Annotated in this window: 20 protein-coding genes; 5 read left to right on the top strand and 15 right to left on the bottom strand. The window is 71.4% G+C overall.

What is annotated here, in order from left to right; all coding sequences use genetic code 11:
• Positions 1 to 24 precede the first annotated feature (24 nt).
• The 6 genes from ABT025_RS34470 to ABT025_RS34445 form a co-directional block, all read right to left on the bottom strand.
• Positions 25 to 1,002: a helix-turn-helix transcriptional regulator gene (locus ABT025_RS34470; RefSeq protein ID WP_351002601.1), complete on the bottom strand. Its 978-nt coding sequence runs from the start codon at positions 1,000 to 1,002 to the stop codon at positions 25 to 27.
• Between the two features lie 339 nt (positions 1,003 to 1,341).
• Positions 1,342 to 4,011 carry a pyruvate dehydrogenase (acetyl-transferring), homodimeric type gene (gene aceE / locus ABT025_RS34465; RefSeq protein ID WP_351002600.1) on the bottom strand — a complete coding sequence of 890 codons (2,670 nt, stop codon included), beginning with the start codon at positions 4,009 to 4,011 and terminating at the stop codon, positions 1,342 to 1,344.
• 269 nt (positions 4,012 to 4,280) lie between these two features.
• Positions 4,281 to 4,904 (bottom strand): GntR family transcriptional regulator, encoded by a 624-nt coding sequence (locus tag ABT025_RS34460; RefSeq protein ID WP_148017657.1) that lies wholly within the window; start codon positions 4,902 to 4,904, stop codon positions 4,281 to 4,283.
• A 147-nt stretch (positions 4,905 to 5,051) separates the two neighbouring features.
• Positions 5,052 to 6,854: a 2-oxoglutarate dehydrogenase, E2 component, dihydrolipoamide succinyltransferase gene (gene sucB, locus ABT025_RS34455; protein ID WP_351002599.1), complete on the bottom strand. Its 1,803-nt coding sequence runs from the start codon at positions 6,852 to 6,854 to the stop codon at positions 5,052 to 5,054.
• 61 nt (positions 6,855 to 6,915) lie between these two features.
• Entirely contained in the window at positions 6,916 to 8,304 is a 1,389-nt protein-coding gene (gene lpdA, locus ABT025_RS34450; RefSeq protein WP_351002598.1) for a dihydrolipoyl dehydrogenase, read from the bottom strand.
• A gap of 335 nt (positions 8,305 to 8,639) precedes the next feature.
• On the bottom strand, positions 8,640 to 10,193 hold the full coding sequence (locus ABT025_RS34445; protein WP_351002597.1) for a leucyl aminopeptidase: 1,554 nt from the start codon (positions 10,191 to 10,193) through the stop codon (positions 8,640 to 8,642).
• A 257-nt stretch (positions 10,194 to 10,450) separates the two neighbouring features.
• On the opposite strand from ABT025_RS34445, the gene ABT025_RS34440 reads away from it, so the two are divergent.
• Positions 10,451 to 11,308 (top strand): endo alpha-1,4 polygalactosaminidase, encoded by an 858-nt coding sequence (locus ABT025_RS34440; RefSeq protein WP_351002596.1) that lies wholly within the window; start codon positions 10,451 to 10,453, stop codon positions 11,306 to 11,308.
• Between the two features lie 31 nt (positions 11,309 to 11,339).
• Here the strand turns inward: ABT025_RS34440 and ABT025_RS34435 are convergent, their stop codons facing one another.
• Positions 11,340 to 12,119, bottom strand: coding sequence for an adenosylcobinamide-GDP ribazoletransferase (locus tag ABT025_RS34435; protein ID WP_351002595.1), 780 nt, complete (start codon positions 12,117 to 12,119; stop codon positions 11,340 to 11,342).
• An 88-nt stretch (positions 12,120 to 12,207) separates the two neighbouring features.
• Here ABT025_RS34435 and ABT025_RS34430 point away from each other — a divergent pair, with 88 nt between their 5' ends.
• Positions 12,208 to 12,969 carry a hypothetical protein gene (locus ABT025_RS34430; RefSeq protein WP_351002594.1) on the top strand — a complete coding sequence of 254 codons (762 nt, stop codon included), beginning with the start codon at positions 12,208 to 12,210 and terminating at the stop codon, positions 12,967 to 12,969.
• Here the strand turns inward: ABT025_RS34430 and ABT025_RS34425 are convergent.
• The 5 genes from ABT025_RS34425 to ABT025_RS34405 all read right to left on the bottom strand — a co-directional run bounded on the left by ABT025_RS34425 (position 12,912) and on the right by ABT025_RS34405 (position 18,911).
• The gene (locus tag ABT025_RS34425; protein ID WP_351002593.1) at positions 12,912 to 13,628 is read right to left on the bottom strand and encodes a hypothetical protein; all 717 of its coding nucleotides are present in this window, start codon (positions 13,626 to 13,628) and stop codon (positions 12,912 to 12,914) included. The two genes, ABT025_RS34430 and ABT025_RS34425, sit on opposite strands and share 58 nt — an antisense overlap.
• Positions 13,625 to 15,424: a phosphatidylglycerol lysyltransferase domain-containing protein gene (locus tag ABT025_RS34420; RefSeq protein ID WP_351002592.1), complete on the bottom strand. Its 1,800-nt coding sequence runs from the start codon at positions 15,422 to 15,424 to the stop codon at positions 13,625 to 13,627. Before ABT025_RS34420 ends, ABT025_RS34425 begins: the two co-directional genes overlap by 4 nt.
• Before the next feature lie 94 nt (positions 15,425 to 15,518).
• Complete coding sequence (gene cobT / locus ABT025_RS34415; RefSeq protein WP_351002591.1) at positions 15,519 to 16,643, bottom strand: nicotinate-nucleotide--dimethylbenzimidazole phosphoribosyltransferase; 1,125 nt, start codon at positions 16,641 to 16,643, stop codon at positions 15,519 to 15,521.
• Between the two features lie 95 nt (positions 16,644 to 16,738).
• Positions 16,739 to 17,578, bottom strand: coding sequence for a class I SAM-dependent methyltransferase (locus tag ABT025_RS34410; RefSeq protein WP_351002590.1), 840 nt, complete (start codon positions 17,576 to 17,578; stop codon positions 16,739 to 16,741).
• 130 nt (positions 17,579 to 17,708) lie between these two features.
• A complete protein-coding gene (locus ABT025_RS34405) occupies positions 17,709 to 18,911 on the bottom strand; it encodes a bifunctional adenosylcobinamide kinase/adenosylcobinamide-phosphate guanylyltransferase (RefSeq protein WP_351002589.1) in 1,203 nt (400 codons plus the stop codon).
• A 242-nt stretch (positions 18,912 to 19,153) separates the two neighbouring features.
• On the opposite strand from ABT025_RS34405, the gene ABT025_RS34400 reads away from it, so the two are divergent.
• Positions 19,154 to 19,363, top strand: coding sequence for a hypothetical protein (locus ABT025_RS34400; RefSeq protein ID WP_351002588.1), 210 nt, complete (start codon positions 19,154 to 19,156; stop codon positions 19,361 to 19,363).
• A gap of 63 nt (positions 19,364 to 19,426) precedes the next feature.
• Here ABT025_RS34400 and ABT025_RS34395 read toward each other — a convergent pair whose 3' ends face one another.
• From ABT025_RS34395 to ABT025_RS34385, 3 genes are all read right to left on the bottom strand, one after another.
• Positions 19,427 to 20,518 carry a S1C family serine protease gene (locus ABT025_RS34395; RefSeq protein ID WP_351002587.1) on the bottom strand — a complete coding sequence of 364 codons (1,092 nt, stop codon included), beginning with the start codon at positions 20,516 to 20,518 and terminating at the stop codon, positions 19,427 to 19,429.
• A 93-nt stretch (positions 20,519 to 20,611) separates the two neighbouring features.
• Complete coding sequence (locus ABT025_RS34390; protein ID WP_351002608.1) at positions 20,612 to 21,364, bottom strand: class I SAM-dependent methyltransferase; 753 nt, start codon at positions 21,362 to 21,364, stop codon at positions 20,612 to 20,614.
• 89 nt (positions 21,365 to 21,453) lie between these two features.
• Positions 21,454 to 22,053, bottom strand: coding sequence for a DUF3043 domain-containing protein (locus ABT025_RS34385; RefSeq protein ID WP_351002586.1), 600 nt, complete (start codon positions 22,051 to 22,053; stop codon positions 21,454 to 21,456).
• 296 nt (positions 22,054 to 22,349) lie between these two features.
• Between ABT025_RS34385 and ABT025_RS34380 the strand changes: the two genes are divergently transcribed.
• Together ABT025_RS34380 and pspAA are read left to right on the top strand one after the other, a co-directional pair.
• Positions 22,350 to 23,135, top strand: a complete 786-nt coding sequence (locus ABT025_RS34380; protein ID WP_351002585.1) for a PspA/IM30 family protein — start codon at positions 22,350 to 22,352, stop codon at positions 23,133 to 23,135.
• Between the two features lie 9 nt (positions 23,136 to 23,144).
• On the top strand, positions 23,145 to 23,423 hold the full coding sequence (gene pspAA / locus ABT025_RS34375) for a PspA-associated protein PspAA (protein ID WP_351002584.1): 279 nt from the start codon (positions 23,145 to 23,147) through the stop codon (positions 23,421 to 23,423).
• The last annotated feature ends 131 nt before the right edge of the window (positions 23,424 to 23,554 follow it).

Raw genomic sequence — 23,554 nt, 5'->3', positions numbered from 1 at the left:
ACGCGGAGACGCCGAAATGAAGCCTTACGGCCTCACATAGAGCGCATGAAGGGCTTCGGCGGCCGCCGCGAACCTGCTGCGCAGGGCGGCCGGTTCCAGGATCTCCAACTCCGGTCCCAGGGCCAGCAGCTGACCGTACGCGACATCCAGGGACTCGACCGGCAGCGTGACCGTGGTCCATCCGTCGTGGCCGGGCGGACCGGCCGCGTCCAGGGCGTCCCGGGCGGCGACGCGGTCCACTGCGTGCGGCAGCCGGCGCACGGCCGTCTCCGAGAGCCGCAGCGTCACCTCGGTCCGCAGGATCGAACGGGCGAACCCCGCCGCGCGCTCGTCCCAGAACGCGGGCAGATCGAAGCTCTCGTCCCGGACGAACCGGGTGTCCGACACGGTCATCGCCGTGAAGCGGTCGATCCGGTACACCCGGAAGTCGTCTCCCGCGCGGGCGCAGAGGTACCAGACCCCGGCCTTCAGGACGAGCCCGTACGGTGCCAGCTCGCGCTCGGCTCCGGCGTCCCGGCCGGCCCGGCGGTAGCGGGCGAGGACCGTGCGGTCGTCCCACACGGCCTCGGCGACGACGGGCAGGAGCGCGGGGGTGGCCGGTTCCTGGTACCAGCCGGGTGCGTCCAGGTGGAAGCGCTGGGAGGCGGTGGCGGAGGCGTCCCGCAGGGACGGCAGGAGGGCCGCCGACACTTTCAGCCGGGCGGCGGACGCCGCGTCCTCCAGGCCCATCTCGCGCAGCGCGGAGGGCAGGCCTGAGAGGAAGAGGGCCTCGGCCTCGTCACGGGCGAGACCGGTGAGCCGCGTGCGGTACCCGCCGACGAGCCGGTACCCGCCGGCCCGTCCCCGGTCTGCGTAGACCGGGACCCCGGCCTCGGAGAGCGCTTGGGCGTCCCGGGTGATGGTCCGCTCGGACACCTCCAGCTCCTGGGCGAGCTCGGCGGCGGTCATGGCGGGGCGGGACTGCAGAAGCAGCACCATTCTGATGAGCCGGGCAGCACGCATGCGGCCATTGTGGCCGCGCCTGGGGGTGCGTGTGGCACGGGCCCGACCGGGGTGCGGCCTCAAGCACCGGCCGGGCCCAGGGAATGTCCTCAAGCAACGACCGGCCGGGTTCAGGAGATGCGTTCAGGTACAGGCTGGGCTCGGGAGATGCCTTCAAGCACCGGCCGGGCTCAGGAGACGCCTTGAAGTGCCGGCCGGGCCCGGAAACGTCCTCGATCGCCGGCCGGGCTCGGAAATCGAGCCCGGCCGGCGATCGAGGAGAAGGCCTGTGCCGGAGCGGGGCGTACGCGTGCGGAGGACGGGGAGCGGGCAGGCCCGCGCCGCGTCCTCCGGGCGTCGTCAGAGCCCGTAGCGCTCGCGGGCTTCCTTGACCGCCGACGCGGGCACCTCGCCGCGGCGGGCCAGCTGGGCCAGGGCCGCGACAGCGATCGACTGCGGGTCGACGCCGAAGTGGCGGCGGGCCGCGTCACGGGTGTCGGAGAGGCCGAAGCCGTCCGTGCCGAGCGAGGTCCAGTCCTGCTCCACCCACTGGCTGATCTGGTCCGGCACCTGGCGCATCCAGTCGCTGACCGCCAGGACCGGGCCCGGTGCGCCTTCCAGCGCCTGGGTCACGTACGGCACCCGCAGCTCACCGCGGAGCAGCGCCTCGTCGCACTCCAGCGCGTCGCGGCGCAGCTCGCCCCACGAGGTGGCGGACCAGACGTCGGCCGTGACACCCCAGTCCGCGGCCAGCAGCTCCTGGGCCTCCAGGGCCCAGTGGATCGCCGTACCCGAGGCCAGCAGCTGGGCGCGAGGCGCGTCCGCCTTCGCGGGCGTGCCCTCCTTGAAGCGGTAGAGGCCCTTGAGGATGCCCTCCTCGATGCCTTCCGGCATCGCGGGCTGCGGCTTCGGCTCGTTGTAGACCGTCAGGTAGTAGAAGACGTTCTCGGCCTCGGGGCCGTACATCCGGCGCAGACCGTCCTGGACGATCACCGCGATCTCGTACGCGAACGCGGGGTCGTAGTTGAGCGACGCCGGGTTCGTGGACGCGATCAGGTGCGAGTGGCCGTCCGCGTGCTGGAGGCCCTCGCCCGTCAGCGTCGTACGGCCCGCCGTGGCGCCGACCACGAAGCCGCGGCCGAGCTGGTCGCCGAGCTGCCAGAACTGGTCGCCCGTACGCTGCCAGCCGAACATCGAGTAGAAGATGTAGAACGGGATCATCGGCTCGCCGTGCGTCGCGTACGACGTGGAAGCGGCGATGAAGTCGGCCATGGCGCCGGCCTCGGTGATGCCCTCGTTGAGGACCTGGCCGTCCTTGGCTTCCTTGTAGTACATCAGCTGGTCGCGGTCGACCGGGTCGTACGTCTGGCCCAGCGGCGAGTAGATGCCGGCCGACGGGAACAGCGCCTCCATGCCGAAGGTGCGGGCCTCGTCGGGGACGATCGGAACCCAGCGCTTGCCGGTCTCCTTGTCCCGCATCAGGTCCTTGGCCAGACGGACGAACGCCATCGTGGTGGCCAGCTCCTGCTTGCCGGAGCCCTTCTTCAGCGCGGCGAACGCACGCTCCTCGGGCTGCGGCAGCGCCACCGCGTGCACCCGGCGGGCCGGGGCGGGGCCGCCGAGGGCGGCACGGCGCTCCTGGAGGTAGCGGACCTCGGGGGAGTCGGCGCCCGGGTGGCCGTACGGCACCAGGCCCTCGTCCAGTTTCGCGTCCGGGATCGGCAGCTCCAGCAGGTCGCGCATGGCGCGGAACTGCTTGCCGTCCAGCTTCTTCATCTGGTGGTTGGCGTTGCGCGACTCGAAGCCCGGGCCGAGCGTGTAGCCCTTCACCGTCTGCGCCAGGATCACCGTCGGCGCACCCTTGTGCGCAAGTGCCGCCCGGTAGGCCGCGTACACCTTGCGGGCCTCGTGGCCGCCGCGCGAGGTGTGGAAACACTCGGCGATCTTCGCGTCGGTGAGCAGCTTCGCCAGCTCGGCGAGCGCGGGCTCGGTGCCGAAGAAGTGCTGGCGGATGTAGGCGACGTCGCGGGTGGCGTACGTCTGGAACTGCGCGTCCGGGACCTCACGGAGCCGACGCACCAGCGCACCCGTGGTGTCGAGCTGGAACAGCTCGTCCCAGGCGGTTCCCCAGAGCGTCTTGACGACGTTCCAGCCGGCGCCGCGGAAGGCGCCCTCCAGCTCCTGGACGACACGGAAGTTGGCGCGGACCGGACCGTCGAGGCGCTGCAGGTTGCAGTTGATGACGAAGGTCAGGTTGTCGAGCTGCTCGCGCGCCGCGAGGGCGAGGGCGGCTGTCGACTCGGGCTCGTCCATCTCGCCGTCGCCCAGGAAGGCCCAGACGTGCGAGTTCGACGTGTCCTTGATGTTGCGGTTGGCCAGGTAGCGGTTGAAGCGCGCCTGGTAGATGGCCGACAGCGGGCCGAGGCCCATCGACACGGTGGGGAACTCCCACAGCCAGGGCAGCCGCCGCGGGTGCGGGTAGGACGGCAGACCGTCGCCGCCCGCCTCCTGGCGGAAGTTGTCGAGCTGCTGCTCGCTGAGCCGGCCGTCGAGGAAGGCGCGGGCGTAGATGCCGGGGGAGGCATGGCCCTGTATGTAGAGCTGGTCGCCCGAGCCGTCCCCCTCCTTGCCGCGGAAGAAGTGGTTGAAGCCGGTCTCGTACAGCCAGGCCGCCGAGGCGAACGTGGCGATGTGACCGCCGACGCCGAAGCGGGAGCCACGGGTCACCATCGCGGCCGCGTTCCAGCGGTTCCACGCGGTGATCCGCGATTCCATCTCCAGGTCGCCGTCGAAGGCGGGCTCCGCGGCGGTGGGGATGGAGTTGACGTAATCGGTCTCCAGCAGCTTGGGCAGCGCGAGACCGGCGCCCTCGGCGTGCTGGAGCGAGCGGCGCATCAGATACGCGGCACGGTGCGGGCCCGCGGCCTTGGTGACGGCATCCAGGGAGGCCGCCCATTCAGCGGTCTCCTCCGGGTCGCGGTCCGGGAGCTGGTCGAGCTCGCTCGGAAGCTTTCCTACGGGGTCGGTCATGATCGCCGCCTTCCGGTGAGGAGGGGGGTGGAGAAGTCCCTGACTGGCAGGACAGGGCGATGGGGCCGGTGGGCCCGCGGAGTGAACTGTAAGGCTCCGATCGATGATCGATCAAAGGATGAAAGGCAAAACTTCTCGATATCGAGAAAAGTGGCATGGGGTGCCGCGAAATGGGGCACGGAGTGACGGGACCTATCAGGCAAAAGGGGCGCCCGCCTGCACAGGCGAGCGCCCCTCACGACACATGCGCACCGCGCGGAGCGCCGGCCTCAGGCGCGCGGGGCGCAGCCGAGTACATGGGCCTTGACCAGCACCCCGATGTCCGGGTCCTTCCGCAGGAACGCCTCGATGAGCGCCTCGTGCTCCTCGGCGTACGACTTCTGCACCGTGCCCAGCCAGCGGATCGAGAGCGCCGTGAACACCTCGATGCCCAGCCCCTCCCAGGTGTGCAGCAGGACGGCGTTGCCGGCCGCCCGGACCATCTCGCGGTGGAACCCGACCGTGTGGCGCACCTGCGCCTCGCCGTCGGCCAGCCGGTCCGCCTCGTACAGGGCCGTCACGTGCGGGGCGAGCAGCGAGCAGTCCTCGCCGAGCCCCGGGGCCGCGAGCTCGGCGGCGATCTGCTCCAGCCCGGCCCGTACCGGGTAGCTCTCCTCCAGGTCGGCCGCGGTGAGGTTGCGGACCCGGACGCCCTTGTTGGGCGCAGACTCGATCAGCCGCAGCGTCTCCAGCTCCCTCAGCGCCTCGCGCACGGGCGTCTGGCTGACTTCCAGCTCGGTGGCGATCCGCCGCTCCACGATCCGCTCGCCCGGCTTCCAGCGCCCGCTGACGATCCCGTCCACGATGTGCTCGCGGATCTGTTCGCGCAGCGAGTGGACGACGGGCGGGGTCATGAGGGGCTCCTTCGGGGCAAACCGGTGCTGCCTGCGCCAACTCGGCTGCCGGAGCGACCGGTGGTGTCTAGACAATACGGCGGCGCCCCCGTCCGGGAGTGTTCCGGACGGGGGCGCCGCTGGTGAGGCTGGTTACAACCGCGTTGTTCAGAGGCCGAGCTCGACCTCGAACTCACCGGCCTCCAGGATCGCCTTGACCGCGGTCAGGTAGCGGGCGGCGTCCGCGCCGTCCACCAGACGGTGGTCGTAGGAGAGCGAGAGGTACGTCATGTCGCGGACGCCGACGACGGTGCCCTCCTCGGTCTCGATGACCGCGGGACGCTTGACGGTGGCGCCGATGCCCAGGATGGCTGCCTGGTTCGGCGGCACGATGACGGTGTCGAACAGCGCACCGCGCGAGCCGGTGTTGCTGATGGTGAAGGTGGCACCGGACATGTCGTCCGGCGTCAGGCCGCCACCGCGGGCCTTGCCGGCCAGCTCGGCGGTCTTCTTCGAGATACCGGCGATGTTGAGGTCGCCCGCGCCCTTGATGACCGGGGTCATCAGGCCCTTCTCGGCGTCCACGGCGATGCCGATGTTCTCCGAGTCGAAGTACGTGATCGTGCCTTCGTCCTCGTTGATCCGGGCGTTGACGACCGGGTGGGCCTTCAGCGCCTGGGCGGCGGCCTTGACGTAGAACGGCATCGGGGAGAGCTTGACGCCCTCACGGGCCGCGAAGCCGTCCTTCGCCTTGTTCCGCAGCTTCATCAGCTTGGTGACGTCGACCTCGACGACCGAGGTCAGCTGGGCCTGCGAGTGCAGCGCCTTCATCATGTTGTCGCCGATGACCTTGCGCATGCGGGTCATCTTGACCGTCTGACCGCGCAGCGGGGACACCTCGAGCTTCGGCGCCTTGGAGGCGGCCGGAGCAGCGGCGGCCGGAGCCGGGGCGGCAGCGGCGGCCTTGGCGGCCTCCGCGGCGGCCACTACGTCCTGCTTGCGGATACGGCCACCGACGCCGGTGCCCTTGACCGCGCCCAGGTCGACGCCGTTCTCGGCGGCGAGCTTGCGGACCAGCGGCGTGACGTACGCGCCGTCGTCACCGGAGTTCGCGGCCGGAGCGGCCGGAGCGGCCGGAGCGGCCGGAGCCACGGGGGCGACCGGAGCCGGAGCCGGGGCAGCGGCGACGGGTGCCGGAGCAGCCGGGGCCGGAGCGGCGGCGGGCGCGGCGGGAGCCACCGGAGCCGGCGCCGGAGCGGCCGGTGCGGGGGCGGCCGGAGCCGGAGCCTCGGCGGGGGCCGGGGCAGCGGCCGGAGCCGGAGCGGCAGCAGCCGGAGCAGCGGCCGGGGCGGCACCGGGAGCACCGATGACGGCGAGCTTGGCGCCGACCTCGGCGGTCTCGTCCTCGGCGACGACGATCTCCAGCAGCACACCGGAAACCGGGGCCGGGATCTCGGTGTCGACCTTGTCCGTGGAGACCTCGAGGAGGGGCTCGTCCTCGGTGACCTCCTCGCCGACCTCCTTCAGCCAGCGGGTGACGGTGCCCTCGGTGACGCTCTCGCCGAGCGCCGGGAGGGTGACGTCGGTGCCGGAGGCACCACCGGCGGGGGCGGCGGCGGCCGGGGCCTCGGCCGCGGGGGCCGGAGCGGCGGCGGGGGCCTCGGCGGCCGGTGCCGGGGCCGGGGCGGCCTCGGGCTCGGCGGCCGGAGCCGCAGCGGCCGCGGGGGCGCCCGTGCCGTCGTCGATGACGGCCAGCTCGGCGCCGACCTCGACGGTCTCGTCCTCGGCGACCTTGATGGAGGCCAGGATGCCGGAGGCGGGGGCCGGGATCTCGGTGTCGACCTTGTCGGTCGACACCTCGAGCAGCGGCTCGTCGGCCTCGACGCGCTCGCCCTCGGCCTTCAGCCAGCGGGTGACAGTGCCCTCGGTGACGCTCTCGCCGAGCGCCGGAAGGGTTACGGAAACCGACATGGTTTCAGTTGCTCCTAACGAAAATGCGGAAGTGGTCGGTCGTCGCGCCCGGTCGACTGGATCAGTCGTGGGAGTGCAGGGGCTTGCCGGCCAGGGCCAGGTGGGCCTCGCCGAGCGCCTCGCTCTGGGTCGGGTGGGCGTGGATGAGCTGCGCGACCTCGGCCGGCAGCGCCTCCCAGTTGTAGATCAGCTGGGCTTCGCCGACCTGCTCGCCCATACGGTCACCGACCATGTGGACGCCGACCACGGCACCGTCCTTGACCTGGACGAGCTTGATCTCGCCCGCGGTCTTGAGGATCTTGCTCTTGCCGTTGCCCGCGAGGTTGTACTTCAGCGCGACGACCTTGTCCGCGCCGTAGAGCTCCTTGGCCTTGGCCTCGGTGATGCCGACAGAGGCGACCTCGGGGTGGCAGTACGTCACCCGGGGGACACCGTCGTAGTCGATCGGGACGGTCTTGAGACCGGCCAGCCGCTCGGCGACCAGGATGCCCTCGGCGAAGCCGACGTGGGCGAGCTGGAGCGTCGGGGCCAGGTCGCCCACGGCCGAGATCGTCGGAACGTTCGTCTGCATGTACTCGTCGACGAGGACGTAGCCGCGGTCCATCGCGACGCCGGCCTCCTCGTAGCCGAGACCCTGCGAGACCGGGCCGCGGCCGATCGCGACCAGCAGCACCTCCGCCTCGAAGGTCTTGCCGTCGGCGAGGGTCACGCGGACGCCGTCCTGCGTGTACTCGGCGCCCTGGAAGAACGTACCGAGGTTGAACTTGATGCCGCGCTTGCGGAACGCGCGCTCGAGAAGCTTCGAGCTGTTCTCGTCCTCGACCGGCACGAGGTGCTTGAGGCCCTCGATGATCGTGACGTCGGTGCCGAAGGACGTCCACGCCGAGGCGAACTCGACGCCGATGACGCCGCCGCCCAGGACGATGGCGGACTTCGGGACGCGGTCCAGCTTCAGCGCGTGGTCCGAGGAGATGATGCGGTTGCCGTCGATCTCCAGGCCCGGGAGCGACTTCGGCACGGAGCCGGTCGCCAGGAGCACGTGGCGGCCCTGGATGCGCTGGCCGTTCACATCCACCGAGGTGGCGGAGGAGAGACGTCCCTCACCCTCGATGTAGTGCACCTTGCGGGAGGCGATGAGACCCTGCAGACCCTTGTACAGGCCCGAGATCACATCGTCCTTGTACTTGTGGACGGCCTCGATGTCGATGCCCTCGAAGGTGGCCTTGACGCCGAACTGGCCGGCTTCGCGTGCCTGGTCGGCGATCTCGCCGGCGTGCAGCAGGGCCTTCGTGGGAATGCAGCCGTTGTGCAGGCAGGTGCCGCCGACCTTGCCCTTCTCGATCAGAGCGACGTCCAGGCCCAGCTGCGCTCCGCGCAGGGCCGCGGCATAACCGCCGCTACCACCGCCGAGGATCACTAGGTCGAAAACGGTGCTGGCGTCGTTCGCCACGTCACGTCCTCCATGCATGTGCGCCGTATGCCGGGCCCCGTCATCGGGGTGTGACCGGCCGGTCGGCTGGTGTTCGGCCGCTTTTGTCATTCGGCCCTGTGGTGGGGGCCCTGTCCTGCCGAGAACCCATCTTCGCACTTGTTGACGGTGGGCGGGACGCGGGGCCCGTGTCTGAGACGGATGATCGTCCGTCCCGGTGGGTTACCGCTGCGTAGGGACAGGCTGATTCCGTCGGGTTTCGTCGAGAGCGAAACCGCCCGGACCCTGCCGCGGTGCCGTGGGGGGAACACGTACGGCCCCGGACGTATGCCCGGGGCCGTACGTCATGTGCGAACTCAGCCGAGGTCTCCGGCCGCGGTGCGCTCCGCCAGCTTCACCAGGGTGCGGACCGCGGATCCGGTGCCGCCCTTCGGCGTGTAGCCGTACGGGGCGCCCTCGTGGAAGGCCGGGCCCGCGATGTCCAGGTGCGCCCAGGCGATGCCCTCGCCCACGAACTCCTGCAGGAACAGACCGGCCACCAGGCCGCCGCCCATCCGCTCGCCCATGTTGGCGATGTCGGCGGTCGGGGAGTCCATGCCCTTGCGGAGGTCGGCCGGGAGCGGCATCGGCCAGGAGGCCTCGCCGACCTCTTCGGCGATCTCGTGGATCGAGGTACGGAAGGCGTCGTCGTTCGCCATGATGCCGAAGGTGCGGTTGCCCAGGGCCAGCACCATCGCGCCGGTCAGGGTCGCCACGTCGACGATCGCGTCCGGGTTCTCCTCGGAGGCGCGGGTCAGCGCGTCGGCGAGGACGAGCCGGCCCTCGGCGTCCGTGTTGAGGACCTCGACGGTCTTGCCGCTGTACATGTGCAGCACGTCACCGGGGCGGGTGGCGTTGCCCGACGGCATGTTCTCGGCGAGCGCGAGCCAGCCGGTGACGTTGACCCGCAGGCCCAGACGGGCGGCCGAGACGACGGCGGCGAACACGGCGGCGGCGCCGGCCATGTCGCACTTCATCGTCTCGTTGTGGCCGGCCGGCTTCAGCGAGATGCCGCCCGAGTCGTAGGTGATGCCCTTGCCCACAAGGGCCAGGGTCTTCTCCGCCTTCGGGTGCGTGTAGGCGAGCTTCACCAGGCGCGGGCCGCGGGCCGCGCCCTGGCCGACGCCCAGCAGGCCGCCGTAGCCGCCCTTGACGAGGGCCTTCTCGTCGAGCACCTGCACCTTGATGCCGTGCTCCTTGCCCGCGGCGGTGGCCACGGCGGCGAAGGACTCGGGGTACAGGTCGTTCGGCGGGGTGTTGATCAGGTCACGGGCGCGGTTGATCTCCTCGGCGACCGCGACGGCGCGCTCGGCGGCGGCCTTGAACGCCTTGTCACGCGGCTTGGCGCCCAGCAGGGCGATCTCGCCGAGCGGCAGCTTCGGGCCGTTGTCCTTGGCGCCCTTGGGGGCGAGCTTGTTCTCGCCGCCCTGGTAGGCGGTGAAGGCGTACGCGCCCAGCAGCGCGCCCTCCGCGATGGCCTCGGCGTCCTCGACGGAGCCGATGGGCAGCGCGAAGCCGGCCTTCTTCGAGCCGTTGAGCGAGCGGGCGGCACTGCCCGCGGCGCGGCGGAGCGCCTCGGCGTCGTACGCGCCGTCCTTCTCCGGGACCGGGCCGAGTCCGGCCGCGATGACGACCGGGACCTTCAGGCCGTCGGGCGCGGGGAGCTTGGTCAGCTCGCCCTCGGCACCCGAGGCGCCCAGGGTCGCCAGGACGGTGGCGAGCTTCCCGCCGAACGCCTTGTCGACGGCCTCGGAGCCCGGTGCGAGGACCAGGTCACCGGACTTGGAGCCGGCGCCCTTGGCGACGCCGACGACGAGCGCGTCGGCGCGCAGCGTCGCCGCACCGGCAGTGCTGAGAGTGAGAGCAGTCACGGTGGTGAAATCTCGCTTCCGTTGAGTTCTTTGTCGGACTGTGCTGGTCGAGGGGTGGCCGACCGTGCCCGGCGCATCGTAGACGCCGCCGCGATGTGCCGGGAATGAGCCTACGCGCGCCTTTGCTGCCCGATTACGGCGGCGGGCCGTCAGTGCGCCGGAGCCGTCGTACGGTTGTCCCGCCGGGATGATCTTCCCGGCGGAACGTACCGTGGCCGCAACGGCGTTGGCGGACGTCCTGCGGACGAGGGAGAACGATGAACGACCGGATGGCCGCACGGGTGACCGGCCGGCCGGTGGCGCTGCCCGTCACCGTACTGATTCTGTTGGTGATGCTGGCCGGCTGCACCTCGGCACCCGGATCCGCGCCGTCGGCCTCCCCCTCCGGGCGGTCCGCCGCGCCGCGCTGGCAGCCGGAGCCGGGCACCGACTGGCAGTGGCAGCTCTCCGGCCGGCTGGACACGACGGTGGACGCCCCGGTGTACGACATCGACGGCTTCGACCACGATGCGGCGCAGGTGGCGGAGCTGCACCGCAAGGGGCGCAAGGTCATCTGCTACCTGTCCACGGGAGCCTGGGAGGAGTTCCGCCCGGACGCGGCGAGGTTCCCCACGGCGGTCCTCGGCAAGGGCAACGGCTGGAAGGGGGAGCGCTGGCTCGACATCCGGCGCACCGACGTCCTGGAACCGTTGATGGAGAGCCGGATCTCCATGTGCGCGAAGAAGGGCTTCGACGCGGTCGAGCCCGACAACATGGACGGCTACCGCAATCCGAGCGGCTTCCCGCTGACCGCTGCCGACCAGTTGCGCTACAACCGGCTCATCGCTCGCGTCGCGCACCGCCACCACCTCGCCGTCGGCCTGAAGAACGACCTGCCCCAGATTCCCGAACTGGTGGGTGACTTCGACTTCGCGGTCAACGAACAGTGCGCCCAGTACGAGGAGTGCGAGGAGCTCTCCCCGTTCGTGAAGGCGGGCAAGGCGGTCTTCCACGTGGAGTACGAGCTGCCGGTGGCCCGGTTCTGCGCGCAGTCCCGGAAGCTGGGGCTGAGCTCGCTGCTCAAGAAGTACGAGCTCGGCGTCTGGCGTGTGCGGTGCCCGGCGGCCGGGGCCTGACGGGAGCCCGGCCGGGCTTCCGGCCGAGAGCTCAGCCGAGGGCCAGGCCCACCAGCGTCACCGTCGCGGCCGTCTCCGCCAGCGCGCCGAACACGTCCCCGGTCACGCCGCCGAAGCGCCGCACGCAGTGCCGCAGCAGCAACTGGGCCACCGCGAGCGCGGCCAGGGCGGCGAGGGCGTACCGCAGTGCCCCGTACCCGCCCAGCAGCGCACCGGCGCCCGCGCAGACCGCCACCGCCGCGGCTGCGGCCGCCACCGCGCCCGCGGCCGGCACCGTGCCCGCGACCGCGGCGCCCAGCCCCTCCGGGCGGGCCGCCGGGACGCCGCGGCGGGAGGCCAGCGTGAGCGCGAGCCGGGCGACGACGCCGGACGCGGCGGCGGCCACCGCACCCTGCGCCCAGCCCTGCGCGTACAGCTGCTGAAGGACCGCCACCTGCGCGAGCAGCACGAACAGCAGGGTGATCACGCCGAATGGCCCAATGTCCGACTGCTTCATGATCCGCAGCGCGTCGTCGGCCGGCTTGCCGCTGCCCAGACCGTCGGCGGTGTCCGCGAGGCCGTCGAGGTGCAGCCCCCGGGTGAGGGCCGCCGGCACCGCGGCGGAGGCGACCGCGGCGAGCAGCGGCCCCGAGCCGAACAGCAGGAACAGGCTGCCGGGCACCGCCGCGAGCACCCCGACGACGAGGCCGGTGAGCGGGGCGCACAGCATTCCGGCCCTGGCGGTCTCGCGGTCCCAGCGGGTGACGCGGACGGGGAGCACGGTGAGGGTGCCGAAGGCGAAACGCAGGCCGTGGCTGTTCAGGGAGGTCACGGCGCGCAGGCTAATCGGTGGGCGCGGCCGCTAGATTGGCCGAAACGGCATGGAACGGTGCTTAACCGGCTTTTCTGGAGTGGGTGGGATGGGTCACTGGTTCGATCGGAACATCGTCGAGCCGGGGAAGCTTCCCCTGCTCCTGGCGCTGGCCGCCTTCGTGCTGACGTTCGCCGTCACCCGGGTCATCACCCGGATGATCCGGGCCGGCAAGGGGCCGTTCCGCAACATCACGCCGGGCGGCGTCCATGTCCACCACGTGGTGCCGGGCGTGGTGCTCAGCGTCGTCGGCGGGTTCGGCGCGGTGGCCAGCGGCAAGCACGGCATCGCGGCCGGGATCTGCGCGGTCGTCTTCGGCGTCGGCGCGGGGCTGGTGCTGGACGAGTTCGCGCTGATCCTGCACATGGACGACGTGTACTGGACCGAGCAGGGCCGCCAGAGCGTGGAGGTCGTGGTCCTCACCGCAGCCCTCGTCCTGCTGGTGCTCGGCGGTTTCTCCCCGCTCGGCGTGAACGACCTGAGCGACGATCAGCAGCAGGGCCGGCTCGGCGTCGTCCTCACCCTCGTCGTCAACTTCTGCTTCGTGCTGATCGCGCTGTTCAAGGGCAAGGCGCGGATGGCGGTGGTCGGCACCCTGGTCCCGTTCGTCGCCCTGGTCGGGGCGATCCGGCTGGCCCGGCCGACCTCGATGTGGGCCAAGCGGTTCTACCGAAACCGGCACCGGGCCCGCTCCCGCTCGGTGCTGCGCGCGTACCACCACGACGTCCGCTGGGCCGGGCCGCGGCGCAGGTTTCAGGACCTGATCGGCGGCGCACCGGACCGCGTCCCGGCCCCCTCGCCCAAGCCCTGACGGCGCCGCCCGCGCAGGGACGGGACCGCGCACAGCACGAGCGCCACCGCGATGGCCGCCAGGTGCTCCTTGCCCGCCAGGTTGTCCTTCACCACGACCTCCACCACCATTGCCGCGATCACCAGGGCTCCGGTGAACCGGGCCCGGTAGGCGCAGCAGACGCAGACGGCCAGCGCGACCACCGCCGCCGAGGGACCGGTGTCGACGACCTGGGCGTCGGTGCCCGGCAGCCCCAGGAACCCGTCGGGGCCCACGGCGACGCCGATCCGCGCGTACAGCGTCCCGGCCAGCGTCGCGACGTACGCGATCAGCAGCGTCCGCCACCGGCCCAGGCAGATCTCGGCGATCCCGAACACCAGCAGCACCTGCGCCAGCGCACCCCACACGGGCAGGTCGAGAGCGGGGACGAACAGCGACATTGGGGTACGCAGCAGAGCCGGCAGGAGCGGATCCTCGGCCCGCACCGCCCCGAGCGCCTGCACCGGCCCGTATCCCCAGGACCGGTTCTGCACCACCTGGAGCAGCGCCGTCAGACAGACCGCGGCCAGGGTCATCGGGACGGCCCGCAGCCGCTCGGTGACGAGTGCCGTGCGTACGGTCGCCCAGAGCGGACCCCACTCCCGGCGGGCCGCCCGGCCGAGCGTGTGCAGCGGGGTCATCCACGCGGTCCGAGCTTGGAGCGGTGCAGCCACTTGGGCAGTCCGGGCGCCTCCAGGAACCCTTCGGCGCGGCCCGCGGCGATGGCGATGCGCGGCAGGTCCGCGCTCTTCTCGAAGAGCAGGTAGCGCGGTTCCCAGATCGGCCGGTACTTGGCGTTGGCGCGGTAGAGCGACTCGATCTGCCACCACCGTGAGAAGAAGCTGAGCAGTGAGCGCCAGAGTCTGAGGACCGGTCCGGCGCCGAGCCGCGCTCCGCGCTCGAAGACGGAGCGGAACATCGCGAAGTTCAGCGACACCTGGGTGACACCGATCTTCCCGGCCCGTTGCAGGAGTTCGATGACCATGAACTCCATCAGGCCGTTCTCGGCGTCCCGGTCACGGCGCATCAGGTCCAGCGAGAGACCGTCGGGGCCCCAGGGGACGAAGCTCAGCAGGGCGCGCAGCTCACCGGGGCCGCCGCCCTCGGCGGTGTCGCGGCATTCGAGCATGACGCACTGTCCGTCGGCCGGGTCGCCGAGCCGCCCCAGCGCCATCGAGAAGCCGCGTTCGGTCGCGCCGTCGCGCCAGTCGTCGGCCCGGCGCACCAGTTCGGCCATCTCGGCTTCGGGGATGTCCGCGTGCCGGCGCACGGTCACCTCGTAGCCGGCCCGCTTGACCCGGTTGTACGCCTGGCGGACGGTCCGCATGGCCCGCCCCTCCAGGGTGAATTCGGCGGTCTCCACGATCGCCTCGTCGCCCAGTTCCAGTGCGTCGAGCCCGTGCCGGGCGTAGACCGTGCCGCCCTCCTCGCTCACCCCCATCACCGCCGGGATCCAGCCGTGTTCACGGGCCTCGGTGAGCCAGGGCGTGATCGCCCCGGGCCAGGCCTCGGGGTCGCCGATCGGGTCGCCGGAGGCCAGCGAGACCCCGCCGACCACCCGGTAGGCGACGGCGGCCTTTCCGGTGGGGGACCAGGTGACGCTCTTCTCGCGGCGCAGCGCGAAGTAGCCGAGCGAGTCCCGCTCGCCGTGCTTGTCGAGCAGTGCGCGCAGCGCCGTCTCGTCCTCGGGGCCGATCGGATCGACCGCACGGCGCGCGCGGAAGGCCGCGTACACGACGGCGATGAGCAGCAGGGTGGACATGACGTTGATGGCGACGTTCACCCACCCCGGCGTCGTGATCCCGGGGAAGCGGGAGTCGTCGGCGGTGACGGAGACCAGGCGCAGGGCCCCGTAGCGCCAGCGGTCCAGGAACGTCGAACGGTAGTCGTCGTGCGCGGTGTTGGTGACCGTGACCAGGCCGGCGGCGAGCAGCGAGGCGACCAGCAGCCCGCCGACCGCCACCAGCGCGGCCAGCTTCGGGTTGGACCGGTCGCCCTTCGCGTAGAACTCCCGCCGGCCGAGGGCGAGTGCGAGGACGAAGGCGGCGGTCAGCGCGAGCGAGATCCAGTTCTGCGGGTACCGGCGGATCTCCGGGAAGCCGATCACCGCGGCGAAGAGCAGCAGCGTGAGGCCGCTCAGCACCGTGTTGACGATCCACGCGGCCCGTTTGCGCCGCCGCATCGTGACCGCGAGGAACAGTGCGACGACTCCGGAGGAGAAGCCCGCGGTGAGGAGGTAGGGCGTGAAGTAGTTCTCGGTGTTGTGCCGTCGCAGGTCCTGGCCGAAGGTGACCCAGACGGCGCTCAGGAAATTGATGAACGACACGACGCGCAGGTACCAGATGGCGAAGGCCGCGCCGCGTCGTGACCGTTGGGTGCTCTGCGGCCGGACGGCAGTCCGCCCGGATTCCTCGCTGGCCAATCGGACCTCTCCCATGAAAAGCGATCATATGGGGCATCGCGTTTCAGGAAAGAGGCCGCGCTGCGGCCGGGTCCGGACGGCCGCAGTCCGATGGGTCAGCTGCCGCCCGTCACTCCCCGGCCGGGTCGCCCGGGCCTGCCTCTCCGTCCGCGGAGGCCTCCTCGCCGTCGTCCTTCGCGTCGTCCTCGTCGGGTTCCGGTGCGCGCTCGGGCAGCTCCGCCGCCAGCGCGGCCGCGGCCTGAACGAACGGAAGTGCGAGCAATGCCCCGCTTCCTTCACCGACGATGACGCCGTGGTCCAGCAACGGGTTGAGCGCCATCCGGTCCAGCGCCTTCGCCTGCGCGGGTTCGCCGCTCAGCTGGCCCGCCAGCCACCAGTCAGGCGCCCTGAACGCGGCCCGCTGACCGACCAGGGCCGAGGCCGCGGAGACCACACCGTCCAGGATCACCGGGAGTCGGCGTACCGCGCACTGCAGCAGGAAGCCGGTCATCGCGGCCAGGTCCGCGCCGCCCACCGTGGCCAGCAGCTCCAGCTGGTCGCCCAGCACCGGCCGGGCCCGGCGCAGCGCGTCACGGATCGCCGCGCACTTGCGCATCCAGGCCAGGTCGTCGATCCCCGCACCGCCGCGCCCGGTGACCACCGAGGCGTCGGTGCCGCACAGCGCCGCGATCAAGGTGGCCGCGGCCGTCGTACCGCCGACGCTCAGATCGCCGAGCACCACCAGATCGGTGCCCGAGTCGGCCTCCTCGTCGGCGATCGCCATGCCGAGGCGCACCGCCTGCTCGGCCTCCTCGACCGTCATGGCGTTCTCGATGTCGATCCGGCCGCTGCCGCGCCGCACCCGGGTCCGCACGACCGCTTCCGGCAGGAGTTCCGGCTCGCAGTCCAGACCGGCGTCGACGATCCGCACCGGTACGGAGAACCGGCGGGCCAGCACGGCGAGCGGCGTCGAACCCTCCAGCGTGGCCCGCACCAGCTCGTGCGCGGTCCCGGCCGCACGGCCGGACACCTTCAGCTCCGCCACCCCGTGATCACCGGCGAAGAGCACCACGCGAGGCTGCTCGATCGCCCGCACCGGCACGGCCTGCTGCGCGGCCGAGAGCCATTCGCCCAGCTCGTCGAGGCGGCCGAGGGCGCCGGGCGGCACGATGAACCGCTCCCGGCGTTCCGCGGCATCTCGCCGTACACCCCCGTCGGGGCGTTCGATCAGGTCGGAGAAGTCGTCCAGATTCACGGGGGTCTGCCTCGCGGGTCGATACGTGGGGTGGGCCGGGGAGCCCGGCTGCGGGCCCCCTGCGGAACAGTACCTGCCGCGATTTCCGGCCCCCCTCAGTGCGGCGTCCGGTCCCCGAACCGCAGTTGGGTGATCGCGGGGGTGAGAGTCCGCAGCCCGGGCAGCAGGTTCTGGACCCGGATCAGTTCACCCATGGCACCGCGCCCGCGCGGCAGGTGCAGAGCCCGCACCTCGGTGATCCCCGGATGCGCGCTGCGCAGCTTCCCGCGCTCGCCCGGGTTCATCGCCCAGCGCATCGGCGGGATCGTCATGTCACCGACCTTCGAAGTGCCCGCCACGGTGCCCTTCGCGAGCCACCGCGCCATCGAGTCCAGGACGAGGATCCCGCCCGGCAGCCGCTCGGCGCAGGCGGCCAGGATCGCGCGCACCTCGGCGGGCCGCAGATACATCAGCAGCCCCTGCGTCGTGATGACCACGCCCCGGCCTTCCGGATCCTCGATCTCGTCCAGCCAGGACAGATCCGTCGCCGATCCGGACAGTGTCCGCAGCCGGTCCGACGCGGGCAGCAGGGTGCGGCGGAGCGTGGCGACCTCGGGCAGTTCCACGCTCAGCCAGTTCAGCCGGTCGTTGTCGACCCGCCAGAAGCCGGTCTCCAGGCCGTCGCCGAGTGCGACCACGGTGGCCCGGGGGCGGTCGGCGAGATACTCCTGCACAGCCAGGTCGAAGCAGCGTGAGCGCAGACCCTGCGCCTGCGAGTTGAACGGGTGGGGAATCCCGAACCGCTCCTCGAACGGATAGTCCAGATCCGCCAGCAGCTGGAGCGCCATCGGGTCGTCCAGCACCGGATAGGGCCGGCCCGCCTCGTACGCCCGGTTGTACAACGTCCACAGCAGGGTCTCCGGGACCCCGTCCAGCATCGGCCGCACACGCGCCATGTCCGCTTCTCCTCTCCCGTCAAATCCCGTTGAGACGAGTTCCGTTCCGCTTCGTTCTGCTTCGTCCCGCTCTGCTTCGTCCCGTTCCGTTTCGATCCGTTCCGTTTCGGTCCGCAGGGGATCGGGCCCGTCAGCCCCGCAGCGTCAGCGCCTGCCCGGCCACCACCAGCAGCACCTGCTCGCACTCGTCGGCGACCGCGGCGTTCAGCCGGCCCAGCTCGTCCCGGAATCGCCGCCCGGCGGCGGTCGCGGGAACCACGCCGGACCCGGTCTCGTTGGTCACCGCGACGACGGTGCGCCGCGTCCCGCGGACCGCTGCCACGAGTTCGGCCGTCCGCTCCCGCAGCGCGCTCTCACCACCGCCTGCCCACGCCGCGTCGTCCCAGGCGTCCACCCGGTCCATCGCGTCCGTCAGCCAGAGCGACAGGCAGTCGATCAGCAGCGGCGGCCCGTCCGACGCCAGCAGCTCCGCCAGCTCGCAGGTCTCCTCGGTGCGCCAGGCCGCCGGTCTGCGATCCCGGTGGAGTCCGACCCGGGCCGCCCACTCCGTGTCGCCCTCCCGGCTGCCGCCGGTCGCCACGTACACGACCTCGGGATACGTCTCCAGCCGCCGCTCGGCCTCGACCGACTTCCCCGACCGTGCGCCGCCGGTGACCAGGGTGCGCCGGGGGACGTCCGGTTCGGCGCGGTACGCGCCGACCGTCAGCGTCGTGCCGTCCGGCACGGCCCGGGCGCCGCCCGCGGCAAGTCGGCGGTCGAGTTCGGGGCCGGGCGGCGCGTCATGGTCCAGATGGACGGCGATCACCTCGGTCGTCGGCCCGATCGCCTCGACGGCCCGCAGCCTGGCCACGGCGTCGGGCCGCCCCACGACGTCACCGACGACCATGTCGTACGGCTCCGCCACCCGGTCGGAGAGACCGGCCGGTGCGGCGCCCGGCGGCAGATAGAGCAGCCGCTCGCCGTCCGGCGAGGTGACCTCGTACCCGGTGCCCGGCGCGTCCATCGGCACGGCCCGCACCCGGTGTCCGCTGATCAGTGTCAGCACCCGTCCGTCCGGCACCCGGCCCGCCGGGGGCAGCCCGGCGGGCAGTTCGACTGCTGGGCCGTCGTGCGGATGGGTGAGCAGCACCTGCCGTACGCCGGTGAGCGAATGCCCCGCGCGGGCGGCGGCGAACACCGCCCCCGGGGTGAGATCGAGCAGCAGCGCGTCGTCGATCAGCAGAGCGGTCGCGGCCCGCGCCCGCGCCCCGCGGGCGCTGGCGCAGACGGCGCAGGGGCAGTCGGGCCGCGGCAGCCCGTCGGGGGCTCCGGTGCCGAGCAGAGTCAGTTCCACGCCCCGATCCTCCCGCGTCCCCGCGCCGGGTGCGCGACGTGGGGGTGGCGAGGCGTGGACGGGCGCCTTCCTGGGCAGGTCCGAAGCACTGGTGCCGCTCCCGGCGGGCTTCGCCCCGTCGTGCCGACGCCACCGGTCGCCCGGTCTTCCGTCCGGATCAGGTCGGACCCCGCGCGAGCCCGGCATGATCCGGACGAGAGGCCATAGGCTGCGGACGGAACAAAGTGACCCAGGAGGCGGACATGGCGTGGACGTGGCGGTTCGAGAAGTCCGACGGTACGGAGACGGAGCCGGCGCTGCAGCCGGACGAATTCACGACGCAGGGCGACGCCGAGTCCTGGATCGGTGAGTACTGGAAGGAACTCCTCGACGGCGGGGCGGAGCAGGTGACGCTCTTCGACGACACGACGAAGATCTACGGCCCGATGAGCCTCCGGGCCGAGCAGAGCTGAGCGGAAGCACCGGTGGCCCCTCCCGGCAGATCAGCCGGGAGGGGCCACCGGTGCTCCGGGGCCTCAGATCTCGCCGAGCGTGACCTCGGCCGTCTTCTTCGCGTCGCTGCGCAGATACGTCACGGTGACCTTCTCGCCCGGCTCCTCGGAGGCCAGCGCCTCCGACAACGACGTGATCGTGGTGACGGACGCGTCGCCCACCGCGGTGATGATGTCGCCGGCCCGCAGCCCCGCCTTCTGGGCCGCGCCGCCGTTCGTCACGCTGACGATCGCGACGCCCGCAGGCTGGTAGCTGTCGTTGACGACCGTGCGTCCGGTGATGTTCAGTGCCGCCCGGCCGGAGTCGGTGACCTTGCCGTCCTTGATGATCTGGTCGGCGACCGTCTTCACCATCGAGACCGGGATAGCGAAGCCGATCCCCGGCGCCGCGCTGTCACCCATCTGGGGGTCGGTCGCCGCCAGCGTCGGGATGCCGATCACCTCGCTGTTCAGATTCACCAGCGCGCCGCCGCTGTTGCCCGGGTTGATCGCAGCCGAGGTCTGCACCATGTTCGCGATGGTCGCGCCCGTGCCGCCGCCCGCGCTGCTCTCGCTCACGGTGCGGCCGAGCGCCGAGACGATGCCCTGGGTGACGCTGCTGGACAGGCCCAGCGGCGAGCCCATCGCCAGCACGATCTGGCCCACCTCGACCTTCTCCGAGTCGCCGAACTTCGCGGGCTTCAGCCCGTCCGGGACGTCGTCCAGCTTGATGACGGCCAGATCCTGCTCGGGATAGGCGGCGACCAGCGAGGCGCTGAGCACCTTCTCCCCGTTGGCCACGGTGACCTTGAAGGTCTTCTCCTCGCCGACGACGTGGGCGTTGGTGACGATGTTGCCCTTGGCGTCGTAGACGATGCCGGAACCGAGGCTTTCGGAGGCGTCGATCTGCACCACCGACGGAAGCACGTCGTTGATGACGGTCTGGTAGTCGTCCTGCAGATCACCGGTGGCCTTCGAGGCCGATCCCTGCTGGGCCGATCCGGACTTCGTCGCGGCGGCGTTCGAGGCGTTGGAATTCGAGTCGGAGCAACCGCTCACCAGCGCGATCGCACAGACACCTGCGGACAGGGGCATCAGCAGCCTGCGCATGCGGCTGCGGGAGTCAAAGGCATCCATGTCCGGATTATTGCCTTTAACCCCATTGGTGGCCCGTCGAGCGCACCCACCGGGGACCGCGCTCACACTCCTCCGGACGCGCCCGGGACAGCCCTAGCCCCGCACCCCGCACAGGTGCAGCAGCGCGGCCACGCGGCGGTACGGATCCGTCCGCCCTGCCCGGTCCTCCGCTGCCAGAACCCGCTCCAGCTCCGCCGCGGACGGCAGTTCCACGTCGTTGCTCACGTTGTCCGTGAAGACCCGCACCCCGTACCAGGCATGCAGTGGCGCCGCGATCCCGGCGAGCGTGGCGGTGAGGGCGTCGAGCCGGTCCGCGCGCACGGACAGCCCGAGGCGGTTGGTGTACCGGTCCGTGTCGAACGCGGCCAGAGCCGCGTCCCAGTCCCCGGCGAGCCCGGGCCGCATCGCCAGCGCCTCGGCGTTCCGTACGAGCAGCGACAGCAGCCCGCCCGGCGCCAGCATCCTGGCCAGACCGGCCACCATGGCGTCGGGTTCCTGGACGTACATCAGCACGCCGTGGCAGAGCACCACGTCGAAGCTGCCCGGCAGGAAGTGGACGCCGGTGTCCTGGCCGTTGCCCTCGATGAAGCGGACCCGCTCACGGATGCCCGCCGGCTCGCCGCCGAGCGCCTCGCGGGCGACCCGCAGCATCTCGGCATCGGATTCGAGACCGGTGACGGTGTGACCGGCCCGGGCGAGACGCAGGGCCTGCGTCCCCTGGCCCATGCCGACGTCGAGGATCCGCAGCCGCTGCCCCACGGGGAAGCGTGCCGCGATCTGTTCGTCGAGCTGTCGTGCGACCAGCTCCTGGCGCACGGTGTTGCGCAGTCCGCCGAGCCCCTTCAGCCAAGCCGGCGAGGCGCCCGCGAAACCGGAGACCGCATCACCCGGCCGGCCTGCGGACACCCCGCCGGCCGGACCGGAAAGATCCGTACTCAGGGTCGCTCTCCGCGCTTGACCTGCGGCTTCGGAAGCCTGAGCCGACGCATCTGGAGCGTACGCATCAGACCGTAGGCCACCGCGCCCCGCTTGGGCGTATCGGGGAAGCGCTCGTTCAGCTGCTTGCGCAGACGGAACGTGAGCCCGATCGAGTCGACGACGATCAGCACGATCACGCCCAGCCAGAGCAGCAGCGAGATGTTCTGGATGCCCTGCACCTGGATCACGCTGAGAATCAGGATGACCACGGCGAGCGGCAGGAAGTACTCCGCGATGCAGAAGCGCGAGTCCACGAAGTCGCGGACGAAGCGCCGCACCGGGCCCTTGTCGCGAGCCGGCAGATAGCGCTCGTCACCACTGGCGAGCGCTTCACGCTGCTTGGCCATGTCGACGCGGCGCGCTTCGCGCTGCCGCTTCATGGCCTCCTTGCGGTCGAGCGGCGCACCACTGGAGGCACGACGGCGCTGCGACTGGGCGTCGCTTCGCTTGGGGGTGGGGCGACCTTTGGGGGCCTGCGGGTCGCGGGACGTCTTGGAGAGGTCCGCCGTCACCTTGTCGGTGGGGGCCTTCTCTTCCTTGGAGCGGCTACGGAACACAAGACCCAAGGGTACGGGGTCGATCGCCACGACCCCAGGCCGGCCGGGAACGATCCGGCAACGGCCTGCGTCCTTGCTGGTGTCCGAGCGGGACGATACGGGCGCCACCACCGGTTTCCCCGACCATCACCTACACCCTGGGCCGGAGCCGTCACCGGGGGCAGTCGTCCTTGGGGAGGACCCCATCGTCGCTCGAACAGTGCGGTAATAGAGGCAGGGCCCGTACTGTGGGTTCTGTTGGAGTGCTGGATACCGGTTGAGTCAGAAGGGGGCGCGCGAAGCCCATGAGCGGTGTCATGAAGCGTATGGGGATGATCTTCCGCGCGAAGGCAAACAAGGCCCTTGACCGGGCCGAGGACCCGCGCGAGACCCTCGATTACTCGTACCAGAAGCAGCTGGAGCTGCTTCAGAAGGTGCGCCGCGGTGTCGCCGATGTGGCGACGTCGCGCAAGCGCCTGGAGCTGCAGCTGAACCAGTTGCAGGGCCAGACGTCCAAGCTGGAGGACCAGGGCCGCAAGGCGCTCGCGCTCGGCCGCGAGGACCTGGCCCGCGAGGCGCTGTCCCGCCGCGCGGCTCTTCAGCAGCAGGTCACCGACCTGGAGACGCAGCACACCACGCTGCAGGGCGAGGAGGAGAAGCTCACTCTCGCGGCCCAGCGGCTGCAGGCCAAGGTCGACGCCTTCCGTACGAAGAAGGAGACGATCAAGGCCACCTACACGGCAGCCCAGGCGCAGACCCGGATCGGGGAGGCCTTCTCGGGCATCTCCGAGGAGATGGGCGACGTCGGCCTGGCCATTCAGCGGGCCGAGGACAAGACCCAGCAGATGCAGGCACGCGCGGGAGCGATCGACGAGCTGCTCGCCTCCGGCGCCCTGGACGACCCGACCGGCACGGCGAAGGACGACCTCACCGCCGAGCTGGACCGGATCTCCGGTGGTACGGATGTGGAGCTGGAGCTGCAGCGCATGAAGGCCGAACTGGCCGGCGGCTCCACCTCGAAGCAGGCCATCGAGGGCGGCCCGCAGGATGCCGCGCAGCAGCAGCAGCAGGACCGGTCCCCGCACAAGTTCGACAAGAATTAAGGCAGCGTCATGATCGTACGGATCATGGGGGAGGGCCAGGCAGTCCTGGCCGACAGTCATCTCGCCGAGCTCAACAAGCTCGACAACGAACTGCTCGCCGAAATGGAGAGTGGCGACGGCCCAGGCTTCCGCTCCACGCTCCACGCGCTCCTCGCAAGGGTGCGCGAACTCGGCACACCCTTGCCGGACGACTCCTTGGAGCCGTCCGAACTGATCCTGCCGTCGCCCGACGCGACCCTCGAAGAGGTCCGCGCCATGCTCAGCGGCGACGGTCTGATCCCCGGCTGACAACCGGCAGCTCCAGCACCCGCACCACTGTGCCCCGTGACCGGCCCCGCACCGGTCACCAGGAGAGTCGTGGGGGTTGGCGTGGACAGCAACAAAAAATAAACGAAGAGCACACGGAATCACAACAGAGA

Source organism: Streptomyces sp. NPDC002809, from assembly GCF_040295435.1.
Classification (GTDB): Bacteria; Actinomycetota; Actinomycetes; order Streptomycetales; family Streptomycetaceae; genus Streptomyces.
This window is presented reverse-complemented; position numbering and strand designations above follow the sequence as displayed.